General features: G+C 32.8%; 18 protein-coding genes and 2 tRNA genes. 10 read left to right on the forward strand and 10 right to left on the reverse strand.

The annotated features are described in order from the left end of the window. Positions 1–69: 69 nt before the first annotated feature. From ACZ451_RS15760 to ACZ451_RS15775, 4 genes are all read right to left on the reverse strand, one after another. Positions 70–1452, reverse strand: coding sequence for a CmpA/NrtA family ABC transporter substrate-binding protein (locus tag ACZ451_RS15760; protein WP_464214120.1), 1383 nt, complete (start codon positions 1450–1452; stop codon positions 70–72). A gap of 233 nt (positions 1453–1685) precedes the next feature. Continuing rightward, the gene (locus tag ACZ451_RS15765; RefSeq protein WP_464214122.1) at positions 1686–2591 is read right to left on the reverse strand and encodes a hypothetical protein; all 906 of its coding nucleotides are present in this window, start codon (positions 2589–2591) and stop codon (positions 1686–1688) included. A 340-nt stretch (positions 2592–2931) separates the two neighbouring features. Further along, a complete protein-coding gene (locus ACZ451_RS15770; RefSeq protein WP_464214124.1) occupies positions 2932–3699 on the reverse strand; it encodes a Crp/Fnr family transcriptional regulator in 768 nt (255 codons plus the stop codon). 14 nt (positions 3700–3713) lie between these two features. Next, positions 3714–5129: an MFS transporter gene (locus tag ACZ451_RS15775; protein ID WP_464214126.1), complete on the reverse strand. Its 1416-nt coding sequence runs from the start codon at positions 5127–5129 to the stop codon at positions 3714–3716. 497 nt (positions 5130–5626) lie between these two features. Here ACZ451_RS15775 and nirB point away from each other — a divergent pair, with 497 nt between their 5' ends. From nirB to ACZ451_RS15795, 4 genes are all read left to right on the forward strand, one after another. Continuing rightward, a complete protein-coding gene (nirB, locus tag ACZ451_RS15780; protein ID WP_464214128.1) occupies positions 5627–8128 on the forward strand; it encodes a nitrite reductase large subunit NirB in 2502 nt (833 codons plus the stop codon). A 407-nt stretch (positions 8129–8535) separates the two neighbouring features. Next, positions 8536–8910, forward strand: a complete 375-nt coding sequence (gene nirD / locus ACZ451_RS15785) for a nitrite reductase small subunit NirD (protein ID WP_464214130.1) — start codon at positions 8536–8538, stop codon at positions 8908–8910. A gap of 74 nt (positions 8911–8984) precedes the next feature. Then, entirely contained in the window at positions 8985–9572 is a 588-nt protein-coding gene (locus ACZ451_RS15790; protein WP_464214132.1) for a DUF4202 domain-containing protein, read from the forward strand. Positions 9573–9602: 30 nt separating this feature from the next. After that, on the forward strand, positions 9603–11423 hold the full coding sequence (locus ACZ451_RS15795) for a PAS domain-containing sensor histidine kinase (RefSeq protein ID WP_464214134.1): 1821 nt from the start codon (positions 9603–9605) through the stop codon (positions 11421–11423). A 159-nt stretch (positions 11424–11582) separates the two neighbouring features. Here the strand turns inward: ACZ451_RS15795 and ACZ451_RS15800 are convergent. The 3 genes from ACZ451_RS15800 to ACZ451_RS15810 all read right to left on the reverse strand — a co-directional run bounded on the left by ACZ451_RS15800 (position 11583) and on the right by ACZ451_RS15810 (position 13906). Next, a tRNA-Pro gene (locus ACZ451_RS15800) sits at positions 11583–11657 on the reverse strand. Between the two features lie 18 nt (positions 11658–11675). Next, positions 11676–11764 (reverse strand) — tRNA-Ser (locus ACZ451_RS15805). A 93-nt stretch (positions 11765–11857) separates the two neighbouring features. Continuing rightward, the gene (locus tag ACZ451_RS15810) at positions 11858–13906 is read right to left on the reverse strand and encodes an HD family phosphohydrolase (protein ID WP_464214136.1); all 2049 of its coding nucleotides are present in this window, start codon (positions 13904–13906) and stop codon (positions 11858–11860) included. A gap of 241 nt (positions 13907–14147) precedes the next feature. Here ACZ451_RS15810 and ACZ451_RS15815 point away from each other — a divergent pair, with 241 nt between their 5' ends. Then, complete coding sequence (locus tag ACZ451_RS15815; protein WP_464214138.1) at positions 14148–14534, forward strand: DUF2306 domain-containing protein; 387 nt, start codon at positions 14148–14150, stop codon at positions 14532–14534. Positions 14535–14787: 253 nt separating this feature from the next. On the opposite strand, the gene ACZ451_RS15820 is transcribed toward ACZ451_RS15815, so the two are convergent. Further along, positions 14788–15900: a DUF2911 domain-containing protein gene (locus tag ACZ451_RS15820; RefSeq protein ID WP_464214140.1), complete on the reverse strand. Its 1113-nt coding sequence runs from the start codon at positions 15898–15900 to the stop codon at positions 14788–14790. 238 nt (positions 15901–16138) lie between these two features. Between ACZ451_RS15820 and leuC the strand changes: the two genes are divergently transcribed. From leuC to ACZ451_RS15845, 5 genes are all read left to right on the forward strand, one after another. After that, on the forward strand, positions 16139–17554 hold the full coding sequence (gene leuC / locus ACZ451_RS15825; protein ID WP_464214142.1) for a 3-isopropylmalate dehydratase large subunit: 1416 nt from the start codon (positions 16139–16141) through the stop codon (positions 17552–17554). A gap of 95 nt (positions 17555–17649) precedes the next feature. Continuing rightward, entirely contained in the window at positions 17650–18246 is a 597-nt protein-coding gene (gene leuD / locus ACZ451_RS15830; protein ID WP_464214144.1) for a 3-isopropylmalate dehydratase small subunit, read from the forward strand. Positions 18247–18322: 76 nt separating this feature from the next. Next, complete coding sequence (locus ACZ451_RS15835; RefSeq protein WP_464214146.1) at positions 18323–19837, forward strand: alpha-isopropylmalate synthase regulatory domain-containing protein; 1515 nt, start codon at positions 18323–18325, stop codon at positions 19835–19837. 69 nt (positions 19838–19906) lie between these two features. After that, positions 19907–20962, forward strand: coding sequence for a 3-isopropylmalate dehydrogenase (gene leuB, locus ACZ451_RS15840; RefSeq protein ID WP_464214148.1), 1056 nt, complete (start codon positions 19907–19909; stop codon positions 20960–20962). A gap of 286 nt (positions 20963–21248) precedes the next feature. Then, positions 21249–21707, forward strand: coding sequence for a hypothetical protein (locus ACZ451_RS15845; protein WP_464214150.1), 459 nt, complete (start codon positions 21249–21251; stop codon positions 21705–21707). A gap of 46 nt (positions 21708–21753) precedes the next feature. Here ACZ451_RS15845 and ACZ451_RS15850 read toward each other — a convergent pair whose 3' ends face one another. Both ACZ451_RS15850 and ilvA read right to left on the reverse strand, forming a co-directional pair. Next, positions 21754–23343 (reverse strand): NADP-dependent glyceraldehyde-3-phosphate dehydrogenase, encoded by a 1590-nt coding sequence (locus ACZ451_RS15850; RefSeq protein WP_464214152.1) that lies wholly within the window; start codon positions 23341–23343, stop codon positions 21754–21756. A 13-nt stretch (positions 23344–23356) separates the two neighbouring features. Next, positions 23357–24625, reverse strand: a complete 1269-nt coding sequence (gene ilvA, locus ACZ451_RS15855) for a threonine ammonia-lyase IlvA (protein ID WP_464216934.1) — start codon at positions 24623–24625, stop codon at positions 23357–23359. Between the last annotated feature and the right edge of the window lie 48 nt (positions 24626–24673).

A 24673-nucleotide genomic window follows, 5' to 3' on the forward strand; every position in this document is an offset into this window, starting at 1 on the left:
GCTAGTCATACTCCTCCTGATATCTTATGGTTGAAAAATTCAACACTCCCTAAAACCAAAATTTATTTTTTATTGCTCTTTATTTCCAATTTTAAAACTATTGATATAGCCTATTGGATCTTTACCATCAAACTTATTACCATCTATAAAATCTGTAGTAGCTGGTTTGTAACCGTCTGTAGTTGGAATATCTGATGCAGGAATTTGTCCTTCAGCTACTAATAATTCTGCTGCTTTTTTCCAGATATCTGGACGATAAATATCCTTTGCTTTTGTAGCATACCAATCTGCAGGTTTTGCTTCAGGAATTTGCCCCCATCTGCGCATTTGTGTTAAAAACCAAACTGCGTCAGAATAAAAGGGATATGTTGCATCGTAACGGTAAAATACATTAAAGTCTGGCATCTCTCTTTTATCTCCTTTTTCAAACTCAAAGGTACCTGTCATAGAATTGGCCAATACATTTACTGGTGCACCTACATATTCTGGTCTAGATAAAATTTCAACAGCTTCTGTTCTATTCCCTGGCTCATCTAACCATTTACCTGCTCTAATTAAAGCTTTTGTTATTGCTATTGTAGTGTTGGGATATTTCTCAGTAAATTCTTTTGTTAAAACAAAAACTTTTTCAGGGTTATTTTTCCAGATATCATAGTTTGTTGTTACTGGTACTCCAATACCTTTAAATACAGCTTGTTGGTTCCATGGCTCCCCAACACAGTAGCCATAAATAGTACCCGATTCTAAAGTAGCTGGCATTTGTGGTGGTGGTGTTACTGATAATAATACTTCAGCATCTACTTGTCCTTGGATATTATCTGCTGTATACATCCCAGGGTGAATTCCAGAAGCTGCTAACCAATATCTAATTTCATAGTTGTGTGTAGATACCGGAAAAACCATCCCCATTTTAAACGGCTTACCATTCCCTTTATATTCTTCTATGACTGGCTTTAATGCTTCAGCTGATATTGGATGCACAGGTTTACCAGCGGCATCTTTTTTTACATTAGGTTTCATTTTAGACCAAACATCATTAGAAACAGTAATTCCATTTCCGTTTAAATCCATAGAATATGGCGTTACCAATTCTGCCTGACGTCCAAAACCTGCTTGAGCTGCAATGGGCTGACCTGCTAACATATGCGAGCCATCTAATTGACCATCAATTACTCTATCTAAAATATTTTTCCAGTTAGATTGTGCTTCTACAGAAACATATAAACCTTCATCTTCAAAAAAGCCTTTTTCTTTAGCAATGGCTAATGGTGCCATATCTGTTAACTTTATAAAACCAAACTTTAATTGTGGCTTTTCTATTGTTAACATTTCCGTTTTTGAAGTTGTTTCTGCTTCATCTGTAACTTCTTTTTTCTTTTCTTTACCTCCACAGGCAAAAAGTAAAAGTGCACCTGCTACTAAAAAAGTTGATTTCATTAAGGTTGATTTCATATTGGTCTCGTTTTATATTAAACTACGTATTAATACTTATTCAAGGCAAATTTATACGTATGTGCATTTCTATTTCATGTCATCAACCATAAAGAACTAGCTTTTTACACCATAAAAAAACCTGCTAAAAAGCAGGTTTTAAGAGTATTTTATTGTTTTTCAATCACTTATAAATTCAGTATAGATTTTAAATATTTTAGAATTTATGAACTCTACATTTTTGTTATATAGTTTTATATTTTTTTCAAAAACTTTTTAGTTAATTCATTCTCTTTTTCTTTTCTTTTCTTATCCTTATAGTCAAGTTCTTCTATTTCTAAAACAATTCCCCTTAAATCATCTCTATTCATACACTCAGCAACTCTTTTCATTAAAAAGCTTTGATACCATGTTTTTTCTAAATCTTTTTCTTTTAGTTTTCTAATAAGGAAATCAGTTACTTTTTTGTCATTATTATCTTCAACTAAATCAATTAAACCTATATCAGCATAAGTTAATTTACCTATTTCAAAAAGTGCTTTTCTCAGCTTTAACTTTTGAGCATCATTCAATTCATATTTTCTGATAATAGTATCTTTATCTTGATCATAATATGACATAAAATCACCTCGAGGGGAAAGCTCATAAACTCCTTCCCATCTTGTATTTGTGTTAATAGCGCAAGCTATAAACCAATCTATTGTTTTTTGAATCTTCTCCTCTTCATTTTTTATTTGTAAGATATTTTGCATTTCAATAATTCTAATCTTGTATGATTTATATGCAATTGCATCAATTGTTTTTGAACCATATGAAAGCGCATGTGTTGAATAGTTATTCTTTTGTTTATCTAAAAAAGCTAACACAGTTGTTCCATTTTCATATCTAGCTGGTGAAGGACAAATCATATTAGAATTAAAAATTACCTCTAAAGTGTCTTTTTTTATTTTCCCTTGTAATATTTCTTTAATAACCAATATTGCTTTTGTTTGACTCCAATAGTTTTCAGTTTCTATTTTTTCTATTCGAATTACATCAGCATAAACAATAAATTCTGATTCCATTACCAAATTACGCAAAGGCCTAGGAGTAATTGGATAGGCATATACACTTTGTACAATTCCTGTTAATACAATGGTAATAATAATTTTGAACTTCATATTGATTTATTTAATTAAACCTAACTTCTTTACACACAAAACAAGAATCTAATATTTAAAATTTTAATTAGAATGTGTACTAAAATATATACCAAAAATAATGCCTTAAAAGTGAATCTATTTAATCCATTATCCAAAATTGTAGATATTGGAAAAAGAGCTTAAGGATTAAATAAAAATGATGTTTTTAAATTTCTTTTTAAAATAAACTTTATTAGCAATTGATTTTATAATGTATTGCGTATAATATTTTAATAGTGATTTTTTTTAAGTTTCATTTATTATAATGTTAACAACTATGATAAAACTTAAATTCTAAAAAAAATTAAAGTATGAATTATTAAGAATCCAGATAAAAGTTATGCTCCGAGATTTCCTTTTTGAGTAAAGCAACATCAACAATACCAATTTTTTTTGCTTTAGCCATTATGAGTTCTTCTTTCTTTAAGATTGAGAAAATACGAATGACCTGCTCTTCTGTAGTTCCTGCATAATCTGCATATTCTTTTCGGCTAAGCGGTAAATTTAAAAAACCATTAGTCTGTCCAAATTTTCGGTTGATGTATAATAAAGTATCAATAACACGCTCGCGAACCGTCATTTGAGAAAGCGATTTTACTTTTGCTTCACTCTTATTAAGCTCATTGGCGTAAAAGAGCATTAAATCATACGTGAAAGTAGGGTCGCTATGCAACACTTCTTGTAAAATATCTTTAGAGAAATAGCACAGTACACTATCTTCTAAAGCAATAGCTGCTATGGAATAATATTCGGCAGTTCCAAAGCCTCTGTGCCCTATAATTTCACCTTCTTTAGCAAAACGAACAATTTGTTCTTTACCATTAATCCCTGTTCTAAATACTTTTACTTTCCCTTTTAGGATAAAGAAAAGGCCATTAACAGGTGCTCCTTCTATAATAAATTGTTGTCCTTTTTTACAACGAATTTCTGTTTTACTAGTCTGCGATAATTTAGATACTATAGGCGATCCTATATTTCTTTTAATTAAACAACGCTTATTTTCACACGCCAAACAAGAAAACCCAACTAATGATCCTTTTTTAGTATTCGCGGTAGACTTGTTTAAAGTTGTGATGCTATCTGTCATTTAATTGGTTTTACTTATTTATCAGCCAAAACTAATACGGGTTCTTTTTTTACTTCTTCCGCTACAGCATTCTCATCAGCTGTAGAAAATTTAATGGCTAAAGTTGCTACTGCACAAACAATTACTAAGCAACCAATTATAAAATATCCACTAGAAACTGCATTTGCTGCCGCTAAAGATTGTGCTGCTTTTATAGCTTCTTTGCCAAGAGACTGATTTGCTGCTATAGCATTACTCTCAGCAATAGCAGATTTAGATTTTAATAATAATGCAGCTAAAAATGCGCCTACATTACCCCCTGCACCTACAATTCCAGATATAGACCCTATTGCTTTTTTATTGATGAAAGGAACTACTGAAAATGTGGCTCCTTCTGCCATTTGAACCGTTAGGCTAAAAAGCACCAAAAACAGTACCCCAATAACAAAACTTGTTGTTGTTGAAAAGATAGAAAGCATAATACCTTCTACCGCTAAGATTACGGATAAGAAAAGGACTCTTCCTCGTAAGCCTTTTAATTTCCCGAATTTATCTCCAAAGAAACCACCTAATGTTCTCGCAAAAATATTCATTAGTGCAAAAGACAATACTAGGTTACCAGCTGTTGTACGTTCTAAACCAAAGGTATTTTGCAAATAATCGTCCATAGTGCCATAAACGGTAAGCTCCATTCCAAAACAAGCTGCATAAACTAGAAATAAAATCCAAACTCTATAATCTTTAAGCGTTGACACAAAAGAAACTTCATCCTTTTTAAAGGTTGGCATTTTACCAGTTGCTTTTAATTCCTTAAAATTACCTTGTGGTGTATCTTGTGTAAAGAAATAATAGCATATTCCCATTAGTAAACAAATAACACCTGCTATCACCATAGAGTAACGCCAAGCAATTTCATCAGCAATACCAAAACTTACCACTGCAGCGGCTATTAAAGGCATTCCTAATCTATTAGCGCCTCCACCTAAATTACCCCAACCTGCAGAAGTAGCATTTGCTGTTCCTACAATATTGGGTGCAAACATTATAGAAGTATGGAATTGTGTTATTACAAATGATGCGCCTATAAACCCTATAAATAATCTACAGATTAAAAACTGTAATGGTGTTTGCACAAAACCTATTAGTATAACGGGTATAGCGCCAAGGATTAACAGATAGGTATAACATAAACGCGGTCCGTATGTATCGCAGAGTTTACCAATTATCAATCTCGCAAATACAGTACCTGTTACTGCCAATATAATGGAGTTCCATTTTTGCGATGGACTTAAACCCAAATCTTTTACTACGTCTGGCATAAAAGGAACAATCCCAAACCAGGAGAAGAAGCAAATGAAAAATGCTATGGATGTAATCCAAAAAGTACGGGTAGAGATACTTTTAAAGTTTAATAAATTTAATGTGGTTGCTTTTTGTGGTGTTGTATTCATTAATATCATGTTAGCAAAACAAAGTAAAACAATTAATACGTATTAATACGTATTATAGTAAATTAAAATGATTTTTAATACGTATTATTACGATAAAACAATATTCTGAATGTTGTATTTGCAGAATTATAAATTTATATATCTATTTTTACGAATTATATACATCTTCTTTAACTCCTATAAACAGTATGAGTCAGTAATCATACATGAGAAAAATCCAAACTTATAGGTTGATAACAATTCATTTTAATGCTATAGTAATATTGAAATACGTATGATACATCAAAAAAATAGAGCTACAAATAAAAAAACTTCAAAATCATAAGTATTTAAGGGGATTCGAAGAATATTTTAGTATTCATTGAGTTTCATACTTTCAAAATATACTGGTAAGTTTTGTTGATTTCGCAATAAGGATATCTGATTATTTCGATAAAATCAATAAAAAAATACGTAATAATACTTAATTTTGATTCATAAACTAAACATAAGTACGTATGCAAACTATTATAGTAATCGGAAATGGAATGGTTGGTTATAAGTTTTGTGAAAAATTTATTGCTGAAGCTGGTAAAGAGCAATACAAAATCATTGTTTTTGGAGAAGAACCTCGTGTAGCGTATGACAGAGTGCATTTAAGTGAATTTTTTGAAAATGGAGATGCCGAACGCTTAAGCCTAGCACCAAGATCATGGTATGCTGAAAATAATATAGCGTTATACACTAATGAAAGAGTTACAGATATACATCGTATTACAAAAACAATTACTACACTTAGCGGAAAATCATTTTCTTATGATTATTTAGTGCTTGCTACTGGTTCCGCGCCATTTGTTCCACCGATAAAAGGCGTAGAAAAAAAAGGTGTTTTTGTATACCGTACTATAGAGGATTTAGAAGAAACTATGGCATATGCAGATACCATTAAAGGTGGTAAAGCTGCTGTGCTTGGTGGTGGATTACTAGGTTTAGAAGCTGCAAAAGCTGTTATGGATATGGGCTTAGAACCACATGTAGTAGAATTTGCGCCCCGTTTAATGCCAAGACAGTTAGATGATGTTGGGAGTCAAGCTTTAGAAACTAAAATGAACGAATTAGGAATAAAAGTTCACCTTAATAAAGCTACTAGCCAAATTTCCGGAAATGGTGCTATTACTGGAATGGAATTTAATAGTGGTGATCATCTCGATGTAGATATGTTAGTGATTTCTGCAGGAATTAGACCTAGAGATGAACTTGCTAAAACATGTGACCTAGAAGTAGGTATTCGTGGCGGTATCGTAGTAGATCATACCATGCGTACCTCTGATCCAAATATTTTTGCAATAGGTGAAGTTGCTTTATATAAAGAAATGATATATGGACTAGTAGCGCCAGGCTATGAAATGGCTAGTGTTGCTGTTTCACAAATATTAGGCGGAACTACACTCATGGCAGAAAGTATAGACATGTCTACCAAATTAAAATTAATTGGTGTGGATGTTGCTAGTTTTGGAAATCCTTTTACCTCTGATGAAGAAGCCCATGCTATTGTTTTTGAAAATAAGTTACAAGGTTTATATAAACGAATTAATGTTTCTAAAGATGGAAAAAAATTATTAGGTGGTATTCTGGTAGGCGATGCTGAAGATTATAATATGTTATTGCAATTATACCAAAATGAAATGGCTCTACCTGAGAACCCTGAAGACCTTATTTTAGGTAGCCGTGGTGAAGGTGATACTTCTTTTGGTAGTGCTATGGATTTACCAGACACAGCTGTGGTTTGCTCTTGTGAAGCGGTTACAAAAGGAGCTATTTGCTGCTCTGTTATTGATGATGGTAACGAAACGGTAAAAGCTGTTTCTAAAGCTACTAAAGCTACTAGTGGATGTGGTGGTTGTAAACCTATGGTTTCTGATTTAGTTACCGAAAGTCTAAAAACGTTAGGAAAAACAGTAAAAGTTCAAATTTGCGAGCATTTTGAATATTCCAGACAAGAACTATTTGATTTGGTAAAACTAAGGCAAATACAAGATTACGATGAGCTTTTAGATACTGTAGGCAAAGGAAATGGCTGTGAGGTTTGTAAACCTGCGGTTGCTGCTATTTTTGCGAGTATTTATAACGAAACGGCTAATAAACAAAATACCATACAAGATACTAACGATCGGTATTTAGCCAATATCCAACGAAATGGCACCTATTCTGTAGTCCCTAGAGTTGCAGGCGGAGAAATTTCTCCAAAACAATTGATGGCCATGGGAAGAATTGCACAGAAATACGATTTATATACAAAAATTACGGGCGGACAACGTATTGATATGTTTGGTGCTAAATTGCACGAACTACCACTTATCTGGGAGGAACTCATTGCAGAAGGCTTTGAAACAGGTCAGGCTTACGGAAAATCGTTACGTACAGTAAAAAGCTGTGTAGGGTCTACCTGGTGTAGATATGGGATGGATGAGAGCGTTAGTTTTGCCATAGAAATAGAAAACCGATACAAAGGTATCCGTTCACCACATAAGTTTAAAGGCGGGGTTTCTGGATGCATAAGAGAATGTGCAGAAGCACGTGGTAAAGATTTTGGTTTTATTGCTGTAGAAGGTGGTTGGAATGTGTATGTAGGTGGTAATGGGGGTGCAAATCCTAAACATGCTGAACTATTAGCAGAAAAAGTAGATAAAGAAACGGCTATTAAATATGTAGACCGGTTTATTATGTTCTATATTAAAACAGCTCAGCCATTGATGAGAACTGCTCCTTGGTTAGATAAACTGGAGGGAGGAATTACTTATCTTAAAAATGTGGTTATTAATGATTCTCTTGGTATTGTAGCAGAATTAGATAAAGAAATGCAAAACTTGGTAGACACGTATAAGTGTGAATGGAAAGAAGCAGTAGAAACCCCTGAAATAAGAGCGCGCTATACCCATTTTGTAAATTCTGAAGATACTGATGAAAATATTGAGTTTGTGGCATTAAGAGATCAGAAAATGCCTAAGGAATGGGCTTAGGTTTGAGGTTTGAGGTTTGAGGTTTGAGGTTTGAGGTTTGAGGTTTGAGGAAAATAGTTTTTCTCCATTAGAAAATAAATAAACTTTTTAAACCCATAAACTATCTAAACTAAAATTGAGGATAGAGGATAGAGGAAAAAGGAAAAAGGAAAGAGGAAAGAGGAAAGAGGAAAGAGGAAAGAGGAAAGAGGAAAGAGGAAAATAATTTTTAAAATGCAAAAAATCAACCTTTTAAACTTATAAACCCTTAAACTCATAAACTAGAATAGAGAATAGAGAATAGAGAATAGAGAATAGAGAATAGAGAATAGAGGAAAATAATTTTTAAAATGTATAAAACCCAACCCTATTAACCTTTTAAACTTATAAACCCCTAAACTCATAAACTACTTAATAAACTAAACAAAATGATAGGATTGGAAACATATAAAGCAACAACTGTAGAAGAAGTGAAAGTCTGGTTTAAAGCTGCAGAAATATCTAAATTTCCAAAAAATGGTGGTGCTTGTATTAAGTACAAAGAAAAACAAATAGCGGTTTTTAATTTTACAAGAGAAGGCAAATGGTATGCCTGTCAAAACCTTTGTCCACATAAGATGGAAATGGTGCTTTCTCGCGGGATGATTGGTGAAGACAATATGGAGCCCAAAGTAGCCTGCCCCTTACACAAAAATACGTTTTCATTAAAAACAGGCGAAAACCTAAACGGAACTTTAGATGCAATAGCTACATATCCTGTAAAAATTGAAAATGATGTTGTCTATGTAGGCTTTTCGGAATAAGAACAAGATTATCTATTCTGGTATTAAAAAAGCTAAATAGGTCTTTGTATCTTTGAGTAAAACAAGAATAATACATGCCAAAATCAGAAAAACAACTAAAAGCATTTGCACTTTTTGATGCAGCAAACCAAAAAGACCCTAATACAGAAGTTTACCAAGGAAAAACCTATCCCAAAGAATTGTTATACGCCATGCGTATGACGACTAAATTAGATGATTTTGCACCCAATGCCTCAGAAGAATTACAATTAACAGCACGTTGCCAGCATATTTGCAGATGGGAGATTGCTAGAGATAGTTATGAAATGAACCGTACTGGCTATTTAAAATGGCGGCAAGATCTAAAAGTATATCATGCTAAAAAAGCAGCAGCTATTTTAACCGATGTTGGTTATTCACAAGATAGTATTGATAAAGTTTCTTTTTTGATTCAGAAAAAGCAGTTAAAAAAAAACGAAGAAACACAGGTCTTAGAAGATGTCATCTGTTTGGTTTTTCTAGAGTATTATTTTGAACCCTTTGCGGCAAAACACCCAGAAGAAAAAACAATAGACATTGTTCAAAAAACATGGCGTAAAATGTCTGAGAATGGGCAAAAAACAGCATTAAAACTTCCGTTATCTGAAAACGCAGTAACACTCATTACTAAAGCAATTTCTTAAGGGAATTTATAAAAAATTCATACATTTTAAATGAAAACTGCTAAGAGCAATAAAGCATTAGATACCAGTACATTTCTGAGAATCAGAAAATGGTATTTATTAGCTTTTGCTTGTATCGCCTTAACCATAGTAATTTCTCAGGTATTAATACAAAGACACTTAAATTTGCAATTAAATGATTCTAAAGTCATTAATATTGCAGGGAGACAACGTGCTTTTAGTCAAAAATTAACAAAAGAAGTTTTACTGCTGGGACAAACCACATTCCCAATAGAAAAAGCAAAAATTTTAAATGAAATAAAAGCTACATTAACCATATGGAAAACATCACATAATGCATTACAGTTTGGTAATGACTCCTTAAAATTAGTAGCAGAAAAGGATTCTGAAATTTTAATACTCTTTAAAAAAGCAGCTCCAAATTACACCGCAATGGTAACTGCTGTGGAGGATATTCTTGTAACCCCTATAGTTTCAGAAGAAAAATTCAAAAATGCCACGGGTATACTACTAGCTAACGAACGTTCTTTTTTACAAAAAATGGATACGATTGTGAATACTTATGATATGAGAAGTAAAGAAAAACTACAAAATTTAAAGCACAAAGAATTTTTGCTAGTTGCCTTTTCGCTACTAATTTTACTCTTAGAAATCATATTTATTTTTAAACCATTATCTGTACAAATTAGAAATACAATTACTGATCTTATTACAAGTCAGAAAAAATCTGAAACAAATGCTAAAGAAATTGAACATCTTTATTTAGAAAAAGAAAAATCGTTACAAGAACTACAAGAACTCAATTTTGTTATCGATAATGCTGCATTATTTGCTAGTATCCGTAAAGACGGGAGTATTGTTTTTATTAGTAAGAAATTTTTAAACCTATTAGGGTATCAAAAAAATGATATTAAAAAACCATTATCAGAGATCTTAACTACAGATGAAGGGCAGCAAGAGTATTTAAAAGAAGTTTTAAAAAGTAATCGGAAAAATGTAATTCGTTCGGAAGAATTAAAAATAACAACAAAGTACAAGCAAGAATTTTGGTTAGATATGTCTATTGTTCCCATACAAAAGTCTATTGAAAAGCAAAGTATTCTAATTCTATGTTCTGATATTACTGCCCGTAAAAAGAACGAATTAAAACTAGCACTGCTTACCCAACAAAGTTTTGAAGAGCGCATTTCACAAAAAAAATTACAAGCCAGCCTTGTTGTTGAAGGCCAGGAAGAAGAGCGCAAACGTATCGCTAAAGACATTCATGATGGAATTGGACAAATGTTGACTGCTTTAAAATTTAATATAGAATCTATAAACCTAGATCACAAAGCAAAAACTATTGAAAAGGTTTCGTATCTAAAAGAACTTACGGCTGATCTTATTAAAGGCGTACGTACTGCTACTTTTAATTTAACCCCTCCTGAACTTAGTGATCATGGTATTTTTCCGGCCCTACACAAAATGACTATTGAACTTTCTAAATTAACAGGAAAGAATATTCTTTTCGAAAATACCACAGAAACCACTATTCGATTTGACTCTTTAGCTGAAACAAATATTTACAGAGCAGTACAAGAAGCCGTTAATAATGCTATAAAATATGCTGATGCAAACTATATATTAGTAAATATAAAACATCAAGAAGATATTTTAAGTCTAGTGATATCAGATGACGGTAAAGGTTTTAATATGACTGATTTAGAAAAAACACCAAAAAACGATAGTGATGGTGGTATGGGGCTTTTTTACATGAAAGAACGTATCAGCTATATTAATGGACGCTTATTTATCAATACCATCCCTGGAGAAGGCACACGAGTTACTATTAATTATAAAATAGATGCGTGATTTAATGTTCTTAATTTTTTAAAATCCAAAAGCAACAATACTGAAGATAACTACAAAGCAAATACTAAAGCAAAAAACAAAACAATTAACGTTGGTTCTTACACTTGTTTTTTAAAGACAAAAAACCTGTAAATCTAAGATTTACAGGTTTTGTTTTTGTCGGGGTGGCAGGATTCGAACCTGCGACCTCCGCGTCCCAAACGCGGCGCGATAACCGGGCTACGCTACACCCCGAAGGTTATCCTTATAATGCGGAGAGACAGGGATTCGAACCCTGGGTACCTATTTCTAGGTACGACGATTTAGCAAACCGCTCCTTTCGGCCACTCAGGCACCTCTCCATTTTTTAAAATGCACATTAAAATGCGGTTGCAAATGTACTTTTTAGTAGATTATAACACAACTTTTTTTTAATTTTTTTTATCCTAAAAATATTATTCTGGATACTCTACTCTTAAGTGATAAATATTAGTGAGTTTTTGTTTTAAAATTTTCTTAATTGCTTCTATTTCTTTAAATGTGATATCTGCATTTAAAAATTGATTTGCATTCATTTGAGCTGTAATTATTTTTTCTACAAACTCATCTATCATTAGAAATGTTGGGTTTTTTAAACTCTTAGAAGCCGCTTCAATAGCATCTGCCATCATTAAAATTGCCGTTTCTTTAGAGAATGGAATTGGGCCTGGGTATCTAAAATCTTCTATATCTACCTTCTCATCAATACTTTCTTGCTTTTTATAAAAATAGTAAACTAAGCTAGTTCCGTGGTGTACCCTAATAAAATCAATAACTCTATCCGGAAGGTTATTTTTTCTAGCGATTTCTATCCCTCCAATAACATGATCTATTATAATCCTAGCACTGTCTTTAGGTTGTAATTCATCATGTGGGTTTACATTGGTAATTTGGTTTTCTGTAAAATAGTTAGGATTAATCATTTTACCGATATCATGATACAAAGCACCCACTCTAACCAACATAGCATTAGCTCCAATTTCATTAGCAGCAGCTTCTGCTATATTAGCTACTTGCAATGAATGATGGAAAGTTCCCGGAGCTTTATCGGAAAGTTCTTTAAGTAATTTTGAGTTTGTATCTGATAATTCTAACAAAGAAACATCGGAAACTAAACCAAAAATTTTCTCATAAATATAAATCAAAGGATGTGCTACTAACGTTATTAATCCATTTAGTAGAAATAATCCAAAAACCAACCATTGTATATTTTTTAAATCGCCTTCATGTATAACATGAAAAGCTAAATAACCAATAATATATATTAATGTGATCTGCCCTACCGATATAAATAAATTTGCTCTTTTGTAAAATTCAGAAACGGTAAGTATGGTTACAATACCAGTAATTGTTTGTAGAAAAATATATTCAAAACTATTAGGCACTACAAAACCCAATATAAGCACTGTTAATACATGCACAAAAAGCCCTAAACGAGCATCAAAAAAGGTTTTCAATATCATAGGTAAAATACACAATGGAACTACAAAAACATAGTCTCCATTATACTTTACTACCATGGTAGTTAAAAAAACCATGAAAATGATATTAAAGAAAATAAAAGTTACTTTAGTATTATTTTCAAAAATCTCGCTTCTATATTTCTTTAAAAAAAGCAACAACATCATTAGTACTAATGCAACTAAAATTGCATAACCAATAATGATAAAATAGTAGTTACTGGCTCTCCATAATTCTGATTCGTATTCAGCTTTGACAGAATTTAATATTTTAAAATTTTCTGCTTCAACAACTTCTCCTTTTGCTATAATTAATTTTCCTTCATCTATTGTTCCTCTTGTATAAGAAATTTTAGAGAGTTCTGCTTCTAAAGCCGTTTTAGAAAGTATATCATTATAGAAAACATTAGGCTTAATAATGCCAAAAAATAGTTGTTGGTATTGTGTTTTTAAATTTATGTAGCCTCTTTTTTCTAAAATACTTGAAATAATAGCATTCACATCTTTAAGAACATATAACTGACTGGAATTAATTTTCTGCTCTTCTTTATTTTTTAAAAGACTTATGGTCTTCTTTTTTACGTTTACTTGCTCGGCATCAAGCACGCCATATTTATAAATATTATCTAGTACTTCTTTTCCCAACCTAGTTAATGTTTGCCTTTGGGTTGTATTAATACTATCGTTTACAAAAATGGTTTTTATTTCCGAAGAGAACATACGGTAAACTTCCTCAACAATATCTTGGTTGTATGTGTAATATAAAATTTGATTGTTTTTTATTGCTTGCTCTTCTTCAATTATTTCTGCTTCACTTTTTTTTATTGAAAAATCAAGAGGAGCATAATAATTATCATACTGCCAAGGTTTACCTTTTTGAAACTCATATTTAAATTTACCGCCTTTAGGAAAAAAGAAAACAATTAATACTGTAGATATGATATAAATAAAATACTTATATCCTATAGATTGATTTTTATAAAGCTTATCTAAAAATTTACTCATGTAAATAGGTATCTTATTTCAAAAATAGAAAAATATAGTTGAAATCATCTTGCTATTATTTTCAATTCATTTAAGGTGCTCCATGACAAGAGTTTACTGATTTTACAATTTACCCATTAACATTATACATAAATATCATTACTTTTAAGTAAGGGTACTCGTTTTCTAAAGCTTTATACAGATGATATAGTACTCTATTTGATAAATACAGAAAACTAAATTAAAAATTAGGTAATATGTTATGGAATATAAAGAATTAATGTTTTTTCATTTACTTACTGTTATTCCATGTTTTGTTATTGGAACGGTATTATTATTAATAAAAAAAGGAACTATATTCCATAGAAAAGCGGGTAGAATATATATGATATTAATGCTAGTAACAGCTGTTATTACCTTATTTATGCCTGCACAAGTGGGTCCAAAAATATTAAATCATTTTGGATGGATACATTGTTTCAGTTTTCTAACAATTTATACCGTTCCAACAGCCTACACTGCCATAAAAAAAGGAAATATAAAATCGCATAAAAGAAAAATGATATTACTGTATTTTGGTGCTATTCTTATTGCAGGCGGCTTTACTTTTTTTCCTGGAAGGTATTTATATGAGATCTTCTTTGGTTGAGAACAATAAAAATTTATGAAATAGAGAAAGTGGTATCTAAAATTATAATTCCATATGTAAAAGGTTAACCTTTATGTAACTACCTCCATTAACTATACAAACTTAAATCATAAATAACATTAAACTTATTATGGCAATTGGTATTCGCATAAAATAAAAAATCCCAACCGAAAACGATTGGGATTTTTTAATACGAACATGATTTTTATAAAATACCACGAAAATTTGTTTCGAAGTATTGCATCAAAAATGATTATTGATTGAAATCTTCTCCTTTTTTAAGCTTATCAATTACACCTTGTAATCTTCTTTTAAAATTTTCTGGAGCAACTGTCATAGATTTATTAGCTGACTTTAAAGCATTTTTAAAATCTCCTTTAGCTGAATATACTCTTGCTAATCCATAATTACTTGGAAAAGCACCTTTATTATTTTTTACATTAGTCTTCATCACTTTTAAGGCTTTATCTAAGTTTTTAGCAGCCAAAAGCTGGCTCCCCACCTGATAAATCTCATTAGAAGTTCCCATTGTAAGCGCTTTATCCATTAAAGCATCAGATTCTGAAGTTTTTCCTTGTTTAGCTAAAATTCTAGATTTTAAAGAAAGGTTATTAAAGCTTTCTTTACTGAAAAACTGACCACTGATAGAACTATTAACCCATTCTAAAGCTTTATCTAACTCTCCAGCATTAAAGGCATAGTTAGCTGCTTGATCCCAAGCAGACTGCTGAAATCCGTTTGGATTACGTAAGTCGTTTGCAATACCTTCTAGAACTATATTTTGAACATCAACTTCTATTTTAAAAGGGATTTCTTTCTTTTCCCAAAGCAATGATGCAGTTGCGTTTGTTGCTTCAACAGTATTAAACTCATAAGTTAATATTTCTTTAGATACTTCGGTATCTTTAGCCGTCGTCTTAAAACGTAAAACATCTTCTTTTTCGTCATAAAAATAACTACCCCATGAAGTAGTGTTGCTAGAAAGAATACCGGTCACTTCTCCGTTTTCTTCAATAGCAAAAAACAATCCATACTTTCCTGCTTTTACAGGATTTCCTTCAATAACAACGTCATGTGTAAATGCTATAGTAGTATTGTAATCTGCTCCTGCTCTCCATGGTGCTGATTTAGATGTTCCAAAACCTAAATCATTAAAACCATAAGGAACTAATCCGCCCCATATTTTTCTTCCTTTTACATAAGGTCTATTGTAGTGGATGGTAATGTCGGTAATTCCTACTCGCTGGGTTACGGCCGCTTCTTGGCTACTTGCCGGTACAGTTAATTGTGCTGAAATTGTTGTGAAAGCTGTCAAAAAAAGTAAAACAGCTAAACTCAAATACGTTTTATAGTTGAAATGTTTCATAATTAAATAGTGTGTTAAACAATTGATTAAAAATACTAGGCTACGAAAATAACATCCTCAATCTTCTATACCTGTTACAGTTCTGTTAAATTATCTACTTTAACCCTCCAAAAAAAGATATTTTAATCTGTAATAAAAAGGAATCATAAGCGCCGTTGAACATCGTAATTTATGAACATGAAAATTTCGTAAAAGAACTCGTTTTAATAGTTTTGTTTACCAGAATTCAAAGTAGATTATGAGTACAAAAAAGACATTATTTGATAAAGTTTGGGATTCGCATGTAGTAAAACATGTAGAAGATGGTCCTGATGTATTGTTTATAGATCGCCATATGGTTCATGAGGTAACGAGTCCTGTTGCCTTTTTAGGCTTAAAAAATAGAGGAATCGATGTTTTATATCCTTCAAAAACATTTGCTACTGCCGACCATAACACGCCCACAATCAATCAACACTTACCCGTTAAAGATCCGCTTTCTGCTAATCAACTAAAAGCTTTAGAAGAAAATGCAAAAGCACATGGTATTAGCCATTGGGGATTGGGTCATGAAAAAAATGGAATTGTGCATGTAGTAGGTCCAGAATATGGTATTACCCAACCTGGAGCCACAATTGTATGTGGAGACTCGCACACCTCTACTCACGGTGCCTTTGGAGCAATTGCATTTGGTATTGGAACTTCTGAAGTAGAAATGGTATTAGCTACGCAATGTATTATGCAGCCTAAACCTAAAAAAATGCGTATTAACGTAAATGGAAAACTAAACTTTGGCGTTACTCCAAAAGATGTAGCACTTTATATCATATCTAAATTAACTACTTCTGGTGCAACGGGTTACTTTGCAGAATATGCAGGTGATGTCTTTGAAAACATGACCATGGAAGGGCGAATGACCGTTTGCAATTTAAGTATAGAAATGGGTGCCCGAGGTGGAATGATTGCTCCTGATGAGAAAACTTTTGAATATGTAAAAGGGAGAGAGTTTACACCCACTGGTGCAGCTTGGGATAAAGCAATGACTTATTGGGAAACTTTAAAGACTGATGATGGAGCTATTTTTGACAAAGAATTACATTTTGATGCACAAGATATAGAGCCTATGATTACTTATGGTACTAACCCAGGAATGGGAATGGGAATTTCTAAACGTATTCCTATAGCTACTGATGTAGAAGGTGCTGTTGCTACCTATCAAAAATCTTTAAACTATATGGCCTTTAATGAAGGTGAAGACATGATAGGCAAGCCAATTGATTTTGTATTTATTGGAAGTTGTACAAACGGACGTATTGAAGATTTTAGAGCGTTTGCATCTATTATTAAAGGGCGTAAAAAAGCGGCTAATGTTACGGCATGGTTAGTCCCAGGGTCTCACCAAGTAGAAGCTGCTATAAAAGCTGAAGGTATTCTAGACATTATTCATAAAGCTGGTTTTGAATTACGTGAACCAGGTTGTTCGGCTTGTTTAGCAATGAATGATGATAAAGTACCCGCTGGAAAACTAGCTGTAAGTACAAGTAACAGAAACTTTGAAGGGCGTCAAGGACCTGGATCAAGGACCTTACTAGCTTCACCTCTAGTTGCAGCTGCCGCAGCAGTTACTGGAAAAGTTACAGATCCACGTGAGTTAATGGAAAAAGAATTGGCATAGCTAATTCGCTTCTTGCTACTGGCAATTCGCCTCTAGCCAAAATAAATATAAAATACTGCTATAGCCAAGCGCTAATAGCCTAAAGCTAATCAAAAATGGCATACGATAAATTCGAAATATTAAAAAGTACCGCTGTACCCCTACCCATAGAAAATGTAGATACAGATCAAATTATTCCTGCACGCTTCTTAAAAGCAACAGAACGTGTTGGTTTTGGAGATAACTTATTCCGTGATTGGAGATACAATACTGATGATTCTCCAAAAACTGACTTTGTATTAAATGATGCTACTTACTCTGGTAAAATTCTTGTAGGTGGTAGAAACTTTGGTTCTGGATCTTCTCGTGAGCACGCAGCATGGGCTGTTTATGATTATGGTTTTCGCTGTGTAATTTCTAGTTTCTTTGCAGATATATTTAAAGGAAATTGCTTAAATATTGGTGTACTTCCAGTACAAGTTAGTGAAGCATTTGCAGCCAAAATATTTAGTGCTATTAAAGCAAATCCAGATACTGAAATAGAAGTAAATTTACCAGAACAAAAAGTAACTTTATTAACCACTGGAGAAAGTGAATCTTTTGATATCAATAAATATAAGAAAGAAAACATGTTGAATGGTTTTGATGATATTGATTACTTAACCAATATTAGAGAAGAAATTAAAACATTTGCAGCAAATACTCCTTTGTAAAAAATTACTGGAATAAATGATCTTAATGATACTTTTTTATTATTGAGAAATGCTATCCTGAAAGACCAATCCAAGAATGACAAGAAAAATTGAAATAATGGATACCACACTTCGTGATGGGGAACAAACCTCAGGAGTGTCTTTTTCAATTTCAGAAAAACTAACCTTAGCCAAATTATTACTACAAGAATTAAAAGTAGACCGCATAGAAGTTGCCTCTGCTAGAGTTTCTGATGGCGAATTGTTGGCAGTTCAGCAAATAACCGAATGGGCATCAGAAAATAATTATTTGGATAAAGTTGAAGTATTATCCTTTGTAGATAAAGGTGTCTCTTTAGGTTGGATGCAAAAAGCTGGAGCTAAAGTTCAAAATCTTTTAACAAAGGGATCATTAAATCACTTAACACATCAGCTTAAAAAAACGCCAGAACAGCATTTTTCTGAGGTTGCAGAAACCATTGCATTAGCCGAAAGTTTTGGAATAAAAACCAATGTATATTTAGAAGATTGGAGTAACGGAATGCGTAACTCTCAAGAATATGTATATCAATTTTTAGATTTCTTAGCAACACAACCCATAAGCAGGGTATTATTACCAGATACATTGGGTGTTTTAACACATACAGAAACCTTTGACTATATTGTTGCTATTGTAAAAAAATACCCAGCACTCCATTTTGATTTTCATGGACATAATGATTATGATTTAAGTGTTGCCAATGTAATGGAAGCCTTAAAAGCAGGTTGCCATGGATTACACTTAACGGTTAATGGAATGGGGGAACGAGCTGGTAATGCCCCTTTAGCAAGTGTTGTTGCTGTGATAAATGATTTTATGCCAGATGTAGAAATTGCTGTAAAAGAATCGTCTCTTTTTAAAGTAAGTAAATTAGTGTCTGCATTTACTGGTTTTGGAATCCCTGCTAACAAACCCATTGTTGGTGCAAATGTCTTTACACAAACCGCTGGTATTCATGCTGATGGAGACAGTAAAAAAAACCTCTATTTTAATGATTTACTACCAGAACGTTTTGGGAGAAAAAGACAATATGCACTAGGAAAAACTTCTGGGAAAGCCAATATTTTAAAAAATTTACAAGAATTAGGGCTCACCCTAAATGATGATGAGTTAAAAAAAGTTACACAACGTATTATTGAACTTGGAGACAAGAAAGAACGAGTTACCAAAGAAGATTTACCATATATCATCTCAGATGTTTTAGATAGTGAAGGCTATCAAGAGAAGGTTATCATAAAATCATATGTGTTAACACATTCTAAAGGTTTACAACCTTCTACTACAGTATCGGTTGAAATAGATGGTGAAACCTATGAAGAACATGCTTCAGGGGACGGTCAGTTTGACGCATTTATCAATGCCATAAGAAAAGTGTATAAAGCTAAAAAAATACCGCTTCCAAATTTAATAGATTATGCCGTTCGTATTCCACCAGGTAGTAATTCTGATGCATTATGTGAAACTATTATTACTTGGGAAAATAGCAAGAAAGAGTTTATTACCCGTGGGTTAGATTCTGATCAGACAGTTTCTGCAATAAAAGCAACTGAAAAAATGTTGAATATTATATAATTAAAAATACATAGGCAATTCTATTTTTACAATTGTCTTAACTAACCAAATACATATAACGCTTAAAAAATGAAATTAAATATTGCCCTACTTGCAGGAGACGGAATAGGACCCGAAGTAATAGATCAAGCAGTAAAAGTTTGTAATGCTGTAGCTACAAAATACAATCACGAAATTAATTGGACACCTGCATTAACAGGTGCTGCTGCTATTGATGCTGTAGGAGAACCTTATCCAGACAGTACGCATGAAATTTGTGTTGCATCTGATGCGGTTCTTTTTGGTGCAATTGGACATCCAAGATTTGATAATGATCCCTCTGCAAAAGTACGTCCAGAGCAGGGTTTACTTAAAATGCGTCAAAAATTAGGGCTTTTTGCTAATGTGAGACCTACATTTACCTTCCCTTCCTTAATTGATAAATCGCCATTAAAAAAAGAACGCATTGAAGGAACAGATTTAGTCTTCCTAAGAGAATTAACTGGCGGAATCTATTTTGGAGAAAGAGGTAGAAAAGATAATGGGAATACCGCTTTTGATACCTGTACTTACACTAGAGAAGAAATACAACGTTTAGCAAAAAAAGGTTTCGAGTTAGCTATGACACGTACAAAAAAACTATGTTGTGTTGATAAAGCTAATGTATTAGAATCTTCAAGACTTTGGAGAGAAACTGTACAAGCAATGGAAAAAGACTATCCAGAAGTAACAGTATCCTATGAGTTTGTTGATGCAGTTGCTATGCGTTTGGTACAATGGCCAAATTCATATGATGTGTTGATCACAGAAAATCTTTTCGGAGATATTTTGACGGATGAAGCTTCTGTTATTTCTGGCTCTATGGGTTTAATGCCCTCAGCTTCAGTTGGAGAAAAGGCTAGATTATACGAACCTATTCATGGGTCCTACCCGCAAGCAGCAGGTAAAGATATTGCAAATCCATTAGCTACCGTTTTATCTGCGGCTATGTTATTTGAAGATTTTAAACTAACCGAAGAAGCTTCAGCCATACGAGCTGTTGTGAATAAATCTTTAGAACAAGGTGTAGTTACCGAAGATTTAGCTGAAGGGGCTAAAGGACATAAAACCAGTGAAGTTGGTGATTGGCTAGCAAAAAACATCTAAATTTTTTATCATATTACAGCTAACATTTAAAGCTTCGTTTAACGGGGCTTTTCTTTTTTAAATTGAAATTGATTGTAATACTTAACAAAGAAAACACTAATATTTATGGCATATCGGAAATTCATCATGAAGTTAAATGAATATTCTAGATATCTATTTTTCAAGTTTTATTCATTTTTAAAGGTCCATTTTCCAGCTCACCAAACTTTATAAAGTAGTGCCTGATACTATATTGTTTCTTTGACACAGAAAATAGAAAATAGAAAATAATATATTTAATATAGCTATGAAAAATAAATTAAAATTTTTACTGCCAATAGTAGCGTTCTTTGTTTTAAGCTGCTCTAATGATGACACTACTGAATCTGAATTACCAATTGATCAAGAAGTTGTTGAACAACCAGATGCAAATGCTGAAGGGAATACTGGCAATGGCGACACAGGAAATGAAGATACAGGGAACGGAGATACTAGCAATGGAAACACTGATAATGGGGATACTACAGCAATTACATATAACGCAGATATTGCACCCCTTATTTCTAACAACTGTTTAGCATGCCATACCGATCCTCCAACGAGAGGAGCTCCTTTTGACTTGGTATCTTTTGAAAGTGTAAGCAGTAGAGCCGAAAGTATTTTCAGAAATACAAATAGTGGTTTTATGCCTCCTTCTGGTAGATTACCACAAGAAAATATTGACTTAATTAGAGCCTGGATAGATGGTGGCGCTTTAGAAGAATAAAAAAGAATAGCTCTGCATAACTAGTTATGCAGAGCTTTCTTATTCGTTATAAAATATAATCTGTACTTACAAAATTAGATAACTTAGCATCTAATAACTGTTCTACAATTGCTGTATTTAATTCGTTATCCTTAAAAGCTACAAAGGTCCTTATAGAAAAAGAACGTAAAGCATCATGCACACTTAGAGTAGCTTGTGCAGAATCTTTTCTTCCTGTAAAGGGATATACATCTGGTCCTCTTTGGCAAGAACTGTTTAAATTTACTCTACAAACTAAGTTCACCAAAGTATCTATTAAAGGTGCTAAAGCATATACATCTCTACCAAATAAACTTACTTGTTGTCCATAATTAGAAGCCGCCATATCATCTAAAGGTTCTTCTATATCTTTAAAAGAAAGTATGGGAACTACTGGTCCAAATTGTTCTTCTTGGTATACTCGCATATCTTTAGAGACTGGATATAAAACAGCTGGCCAAATATAATTATCAGAATGCTGTCCTCCTTTTTTATTAATAACCTTAGCTCCTTTAGCTTGGGCATCATCTATAAGTTCTTGTATGTAAGCTGGTTTATTGGGTTCTGGTAATGGTGTTAATTTAACATCAGATTCCCATGGATTTCCAAATTTTAACGCATCTACTTTAGCTGCATATCTTTTATTAAATTCTTCTGCAATATCTTCATGAACATAAACTACTTTTAAAGCGGTACAACGTTGCCCATTAAACGATAAGGTTCCTGCAATACACTCTTCTATAGCCAAATCTAAATCTGCATCTGGTAAAACAATGGCTGGGTTCTTTGCTTCTAAGCCCAAAACAAGGCGTAATCTATTACTTTTAGGATGTTGATTTTGAAGTGCATTAGCAGATTTACTATTACCAATTAATGCCAACACATCTACTTTTCCTGTTTTCATAATAGGCGCAGCAACAGCTCTACCCCTACCGAATAAAATATTAATCACCCCTTTAGGAAAACAGCTTTGAAAAGCTTCTAACAGATGCGTAATTAATAAAACACCATGTTTTGCGGGTTTAAATATAGCGGTGTTACCCATAATAATTGCAGGAATAAGCAATGCAAATGTTTCGTTTAACGGATAGTTATATGGTCCTAAACATAAAACAACACCTAATGGACCTCTTTTTACATGTGCATAAACACCCCCATGTTTTTGAAATTTAGCAGCATTTCGATCTAGCTGTTTATAATCTTCAATGGTATCGTACACATATTCTACAGTACGGTCAAATTCTTTTTGAGAATCTGGTAGGGATTTACCAATTTCCCACATCAATAATTTTACAATTTCTTCTCGCTTCGTCTCCATTTTTTTAACGAAGTTTTCCATGCATTCAATTCTATCTTTTACATGCATGGTTGGCCAAACTCCTTGTCCTCTGCTATATGCATTTAAAGCGGCATCTAAAGCTTCTAAAGCTTCTGGTTCTCCCATATCAGGAATACTTCCCAGTACTGTTGGTTGATACGCTTCTGTAGAAGATATGGTAGAATAAATCTCTGTAGTATTCCCTTTCCATTCTTTAAGTTCTCCATTCACCAAATATGCTCTTTGGTCTATTGTTTCTGTGATCTGAAATGCTGAAGGTATTGTTTGAATAGTGCTCATATGTGTTGTTTTGTTATATTAAATATTGAAATAAATCTGGTTTATCATTAAGGTATTCTCCAAAAAACTTTTCTTTTTTCATCCGGTGAATCAATGGTTGTAAATCATCTGGGCTTTTTAATTCTATACCAACTATGGCTGGGGCATTTTCTTTACTAGATTTTTTAGAATACTCAAAATGTGTAATATCATCGTTGGGTCCTAAAATTGATCCTACAAATTGCTTTAATGCTCCTGCTCGTTGCGGAAACCTAATAATAAAGTAATGTTTTAATTGCCCATATAAAAGTGCCCGTTCCTTAATTTCTGCTGTTCTCGTAATATCATTATTGCTACCACTAATAATACATATTACGTTTTTTCCTGTAATCTTTTCTTTATAGAAATCTAATGCAGTTACCGTTAATGCCCCAGCTGGTTCTACTACTATAGCATCCCTGTTATATAAATCTAAAATTGTTTGGCAAACTTTACCTTCAGGAATCGTTATCATTTCATTAAGGTAATCATTACAAATAGCAAATGTTAAATCTCCTACTCTTTTTACTGCTGCACCATCTATAAATTTATCAATATGTTGCAAGGCCGTATTTTTACCATTTGTAATAGAAGTTGTCATAGATGCGGCTCCTTCTGGTTCTACTCCAATAATTTTAGTATCTGGAGAAAGTTCTTTAAAAACACTGCATAAACCTGAGGCTAGCCCTCCTCCTCCTACAGCTACAAAAATATAATCTATCGGATCTTTAGCTTGTACTACTAGTTCTAAACCAACAGTAGCTTGTCCTTCAATTATTTTTATATCATCAAAAGGATGGATATATGTTTTTTCTTCTCTTTTACTTAATTCTTTTGCAGCATATGATGCATCATCAAAAGTATCTCCTTCTAAAACTACAGTAATTTTATCACCTCCAAATAACTTTGTCTGTTCTACTTTTTGCTTAGGAGTTACAGAAGGCATATATATAACACCATGTATTCCGAGATGATTGCAGGCAAAAGCAACGCCTTGCGCATGGTTACCAGCACTAGCACATACAATACCATTTTCCATTTCTTTTTTAGAAAGACTACTAATTTTATGAAAAGCACCTCTTATTTTATAGGAACGCACTCTATGAAGATCTTCTCGCTTTAATAGAACATTTGCGCCATATGCATTAGAATAGCGAATACTTTTAGTTAGTGGCGTTACATCTGCTACTTGCCGTATGGTTTTAGCTGCTTTTTTAATAGCAGTAATACTAGGGAAATGAATAGGTTTTAATTTTTCATTCATCATTTCTGAATAAAAGTTATAAAAAAGGCAGCTTTTAGTTAAAGCTGC

The sequence above is a fragment of the Allocellulophaga tsushimaensis genome (assembly GCF_055383085.1).

Coding starts and splice junctions, on each gene's coding strand:
- ACZ451_RS15770 (WP_464214124.1), bottom strand. CDS start 3,699: ATGACAGATAGCATCACAACTTTAAACAAGTCTACCGCGAATACTAAA.
- nirB (WP_464214128.1), top strand. CDS start 5,627: ATGCAAACTATTATAGTAATCGGAAATGGAATGGTTGGTTATAAGTTT.
- ACZ451_RS15795 (WP_464214134.1), top strand. CDS start 9,603: ATGAAAACTGCTAAGAGCAATAAAGCATTAGATACCAGTACATTTCTG.
- ACZ451_RS15790 (WP_464214132.1), top strand. CDS start 8,985: ATGCCAAAATCAGAAAAACAACTAAAAGCATTTGCACTTTTTGATGCA.
- ACZ451_RS15820 (WP_464214140.1), bottom strand. CDS start 15,900: ATGAAACATTTCAACTATAAAACGTATTTGAGTTTAGCTGTTTTACTT.
- ACZ451_RS15815 (WP_464214138.1), top strand. CDS start 14,148: ATGGAATATAAAGAATTAATGTTTTTTCATTTACTTACTGTTATTCCA.
- ACZ451_RS15850 (WP_464214152.1), bottom strand. CDS start 23,343: ATGAGCACTATTCAAACAATACCTTCAGCATTTCAGATCACAGAAACA.
- leuC (WP_464214142.1), top strand. CDS start 16,139: ATGAGTACAAAAAAGACATTATTTGATAAAGTTTGGGATTCGCATGTA.
- ACZ451_RS15810 (WP_464214136.1), bottom strand. CDS start 13,906: ATGAGTAAATTTTTAGATAAGCTTTATAAAAATCAATCTATAGGATAT.
- nirD (WP_464214130.1), top strand. CDS start 8,536: ATGATAGGATTGGAAACATATAAAGCAACAACTGTAGAAGAAGTGAAA.
- ilvA (WP_464216934.1), bottom strand. CDS start 24,625: ATGAATGAAAAATTAAAACCTATTCATTTCCCTAGTATTACTGCTATT.
- leuB (WP_464214148.1), top strand. CDS start 19,907: ATGAAATTAAATATTGCCCTACTTGCAGGAGACGGAATAGGACCCGAA.
- ACZ451_RS15760 (WP_464214120.1), bottom strand. CDS start 1,452: ATGAAATCAACCTTAATGAAATCAACTTTTTTAGTAGCAGGTGCACTT.
- ACZ451_RS15775 (WP_464214126.1), bottom strand. CDS start 5,129: ATGAATACAACACCACAAAAAGCAACCACATTAAATTTATTAAACTTT.
- ACZ451_RS15845 (WP_464214150.1), top strand. CDS start 21,249: ATGAAAAATAAATTAAAATTTTTACTGCCAATAGTAGCGTTCTTTGTT.
- ACZ451_RS15835 (WP_464214146.1), top strand. CDS start 18,323: ATGACAAGAAAAATTGAAATAATGGATACCACACTTCGTGATGGGGAA.
- ACZ451_RS15765 (WP_464214122.1), bottom strand. CDS start 2,591: ATGAAGTTCAAAATTATTATTACCATTGTATTAACAGGAATTGTACAA.
- leuD (WP_464214144.1), top strand. CDS start 17,650: ATGGCATACGATAAATTCGAAATATTAAAAAGTACCGCTGTACCCCTA.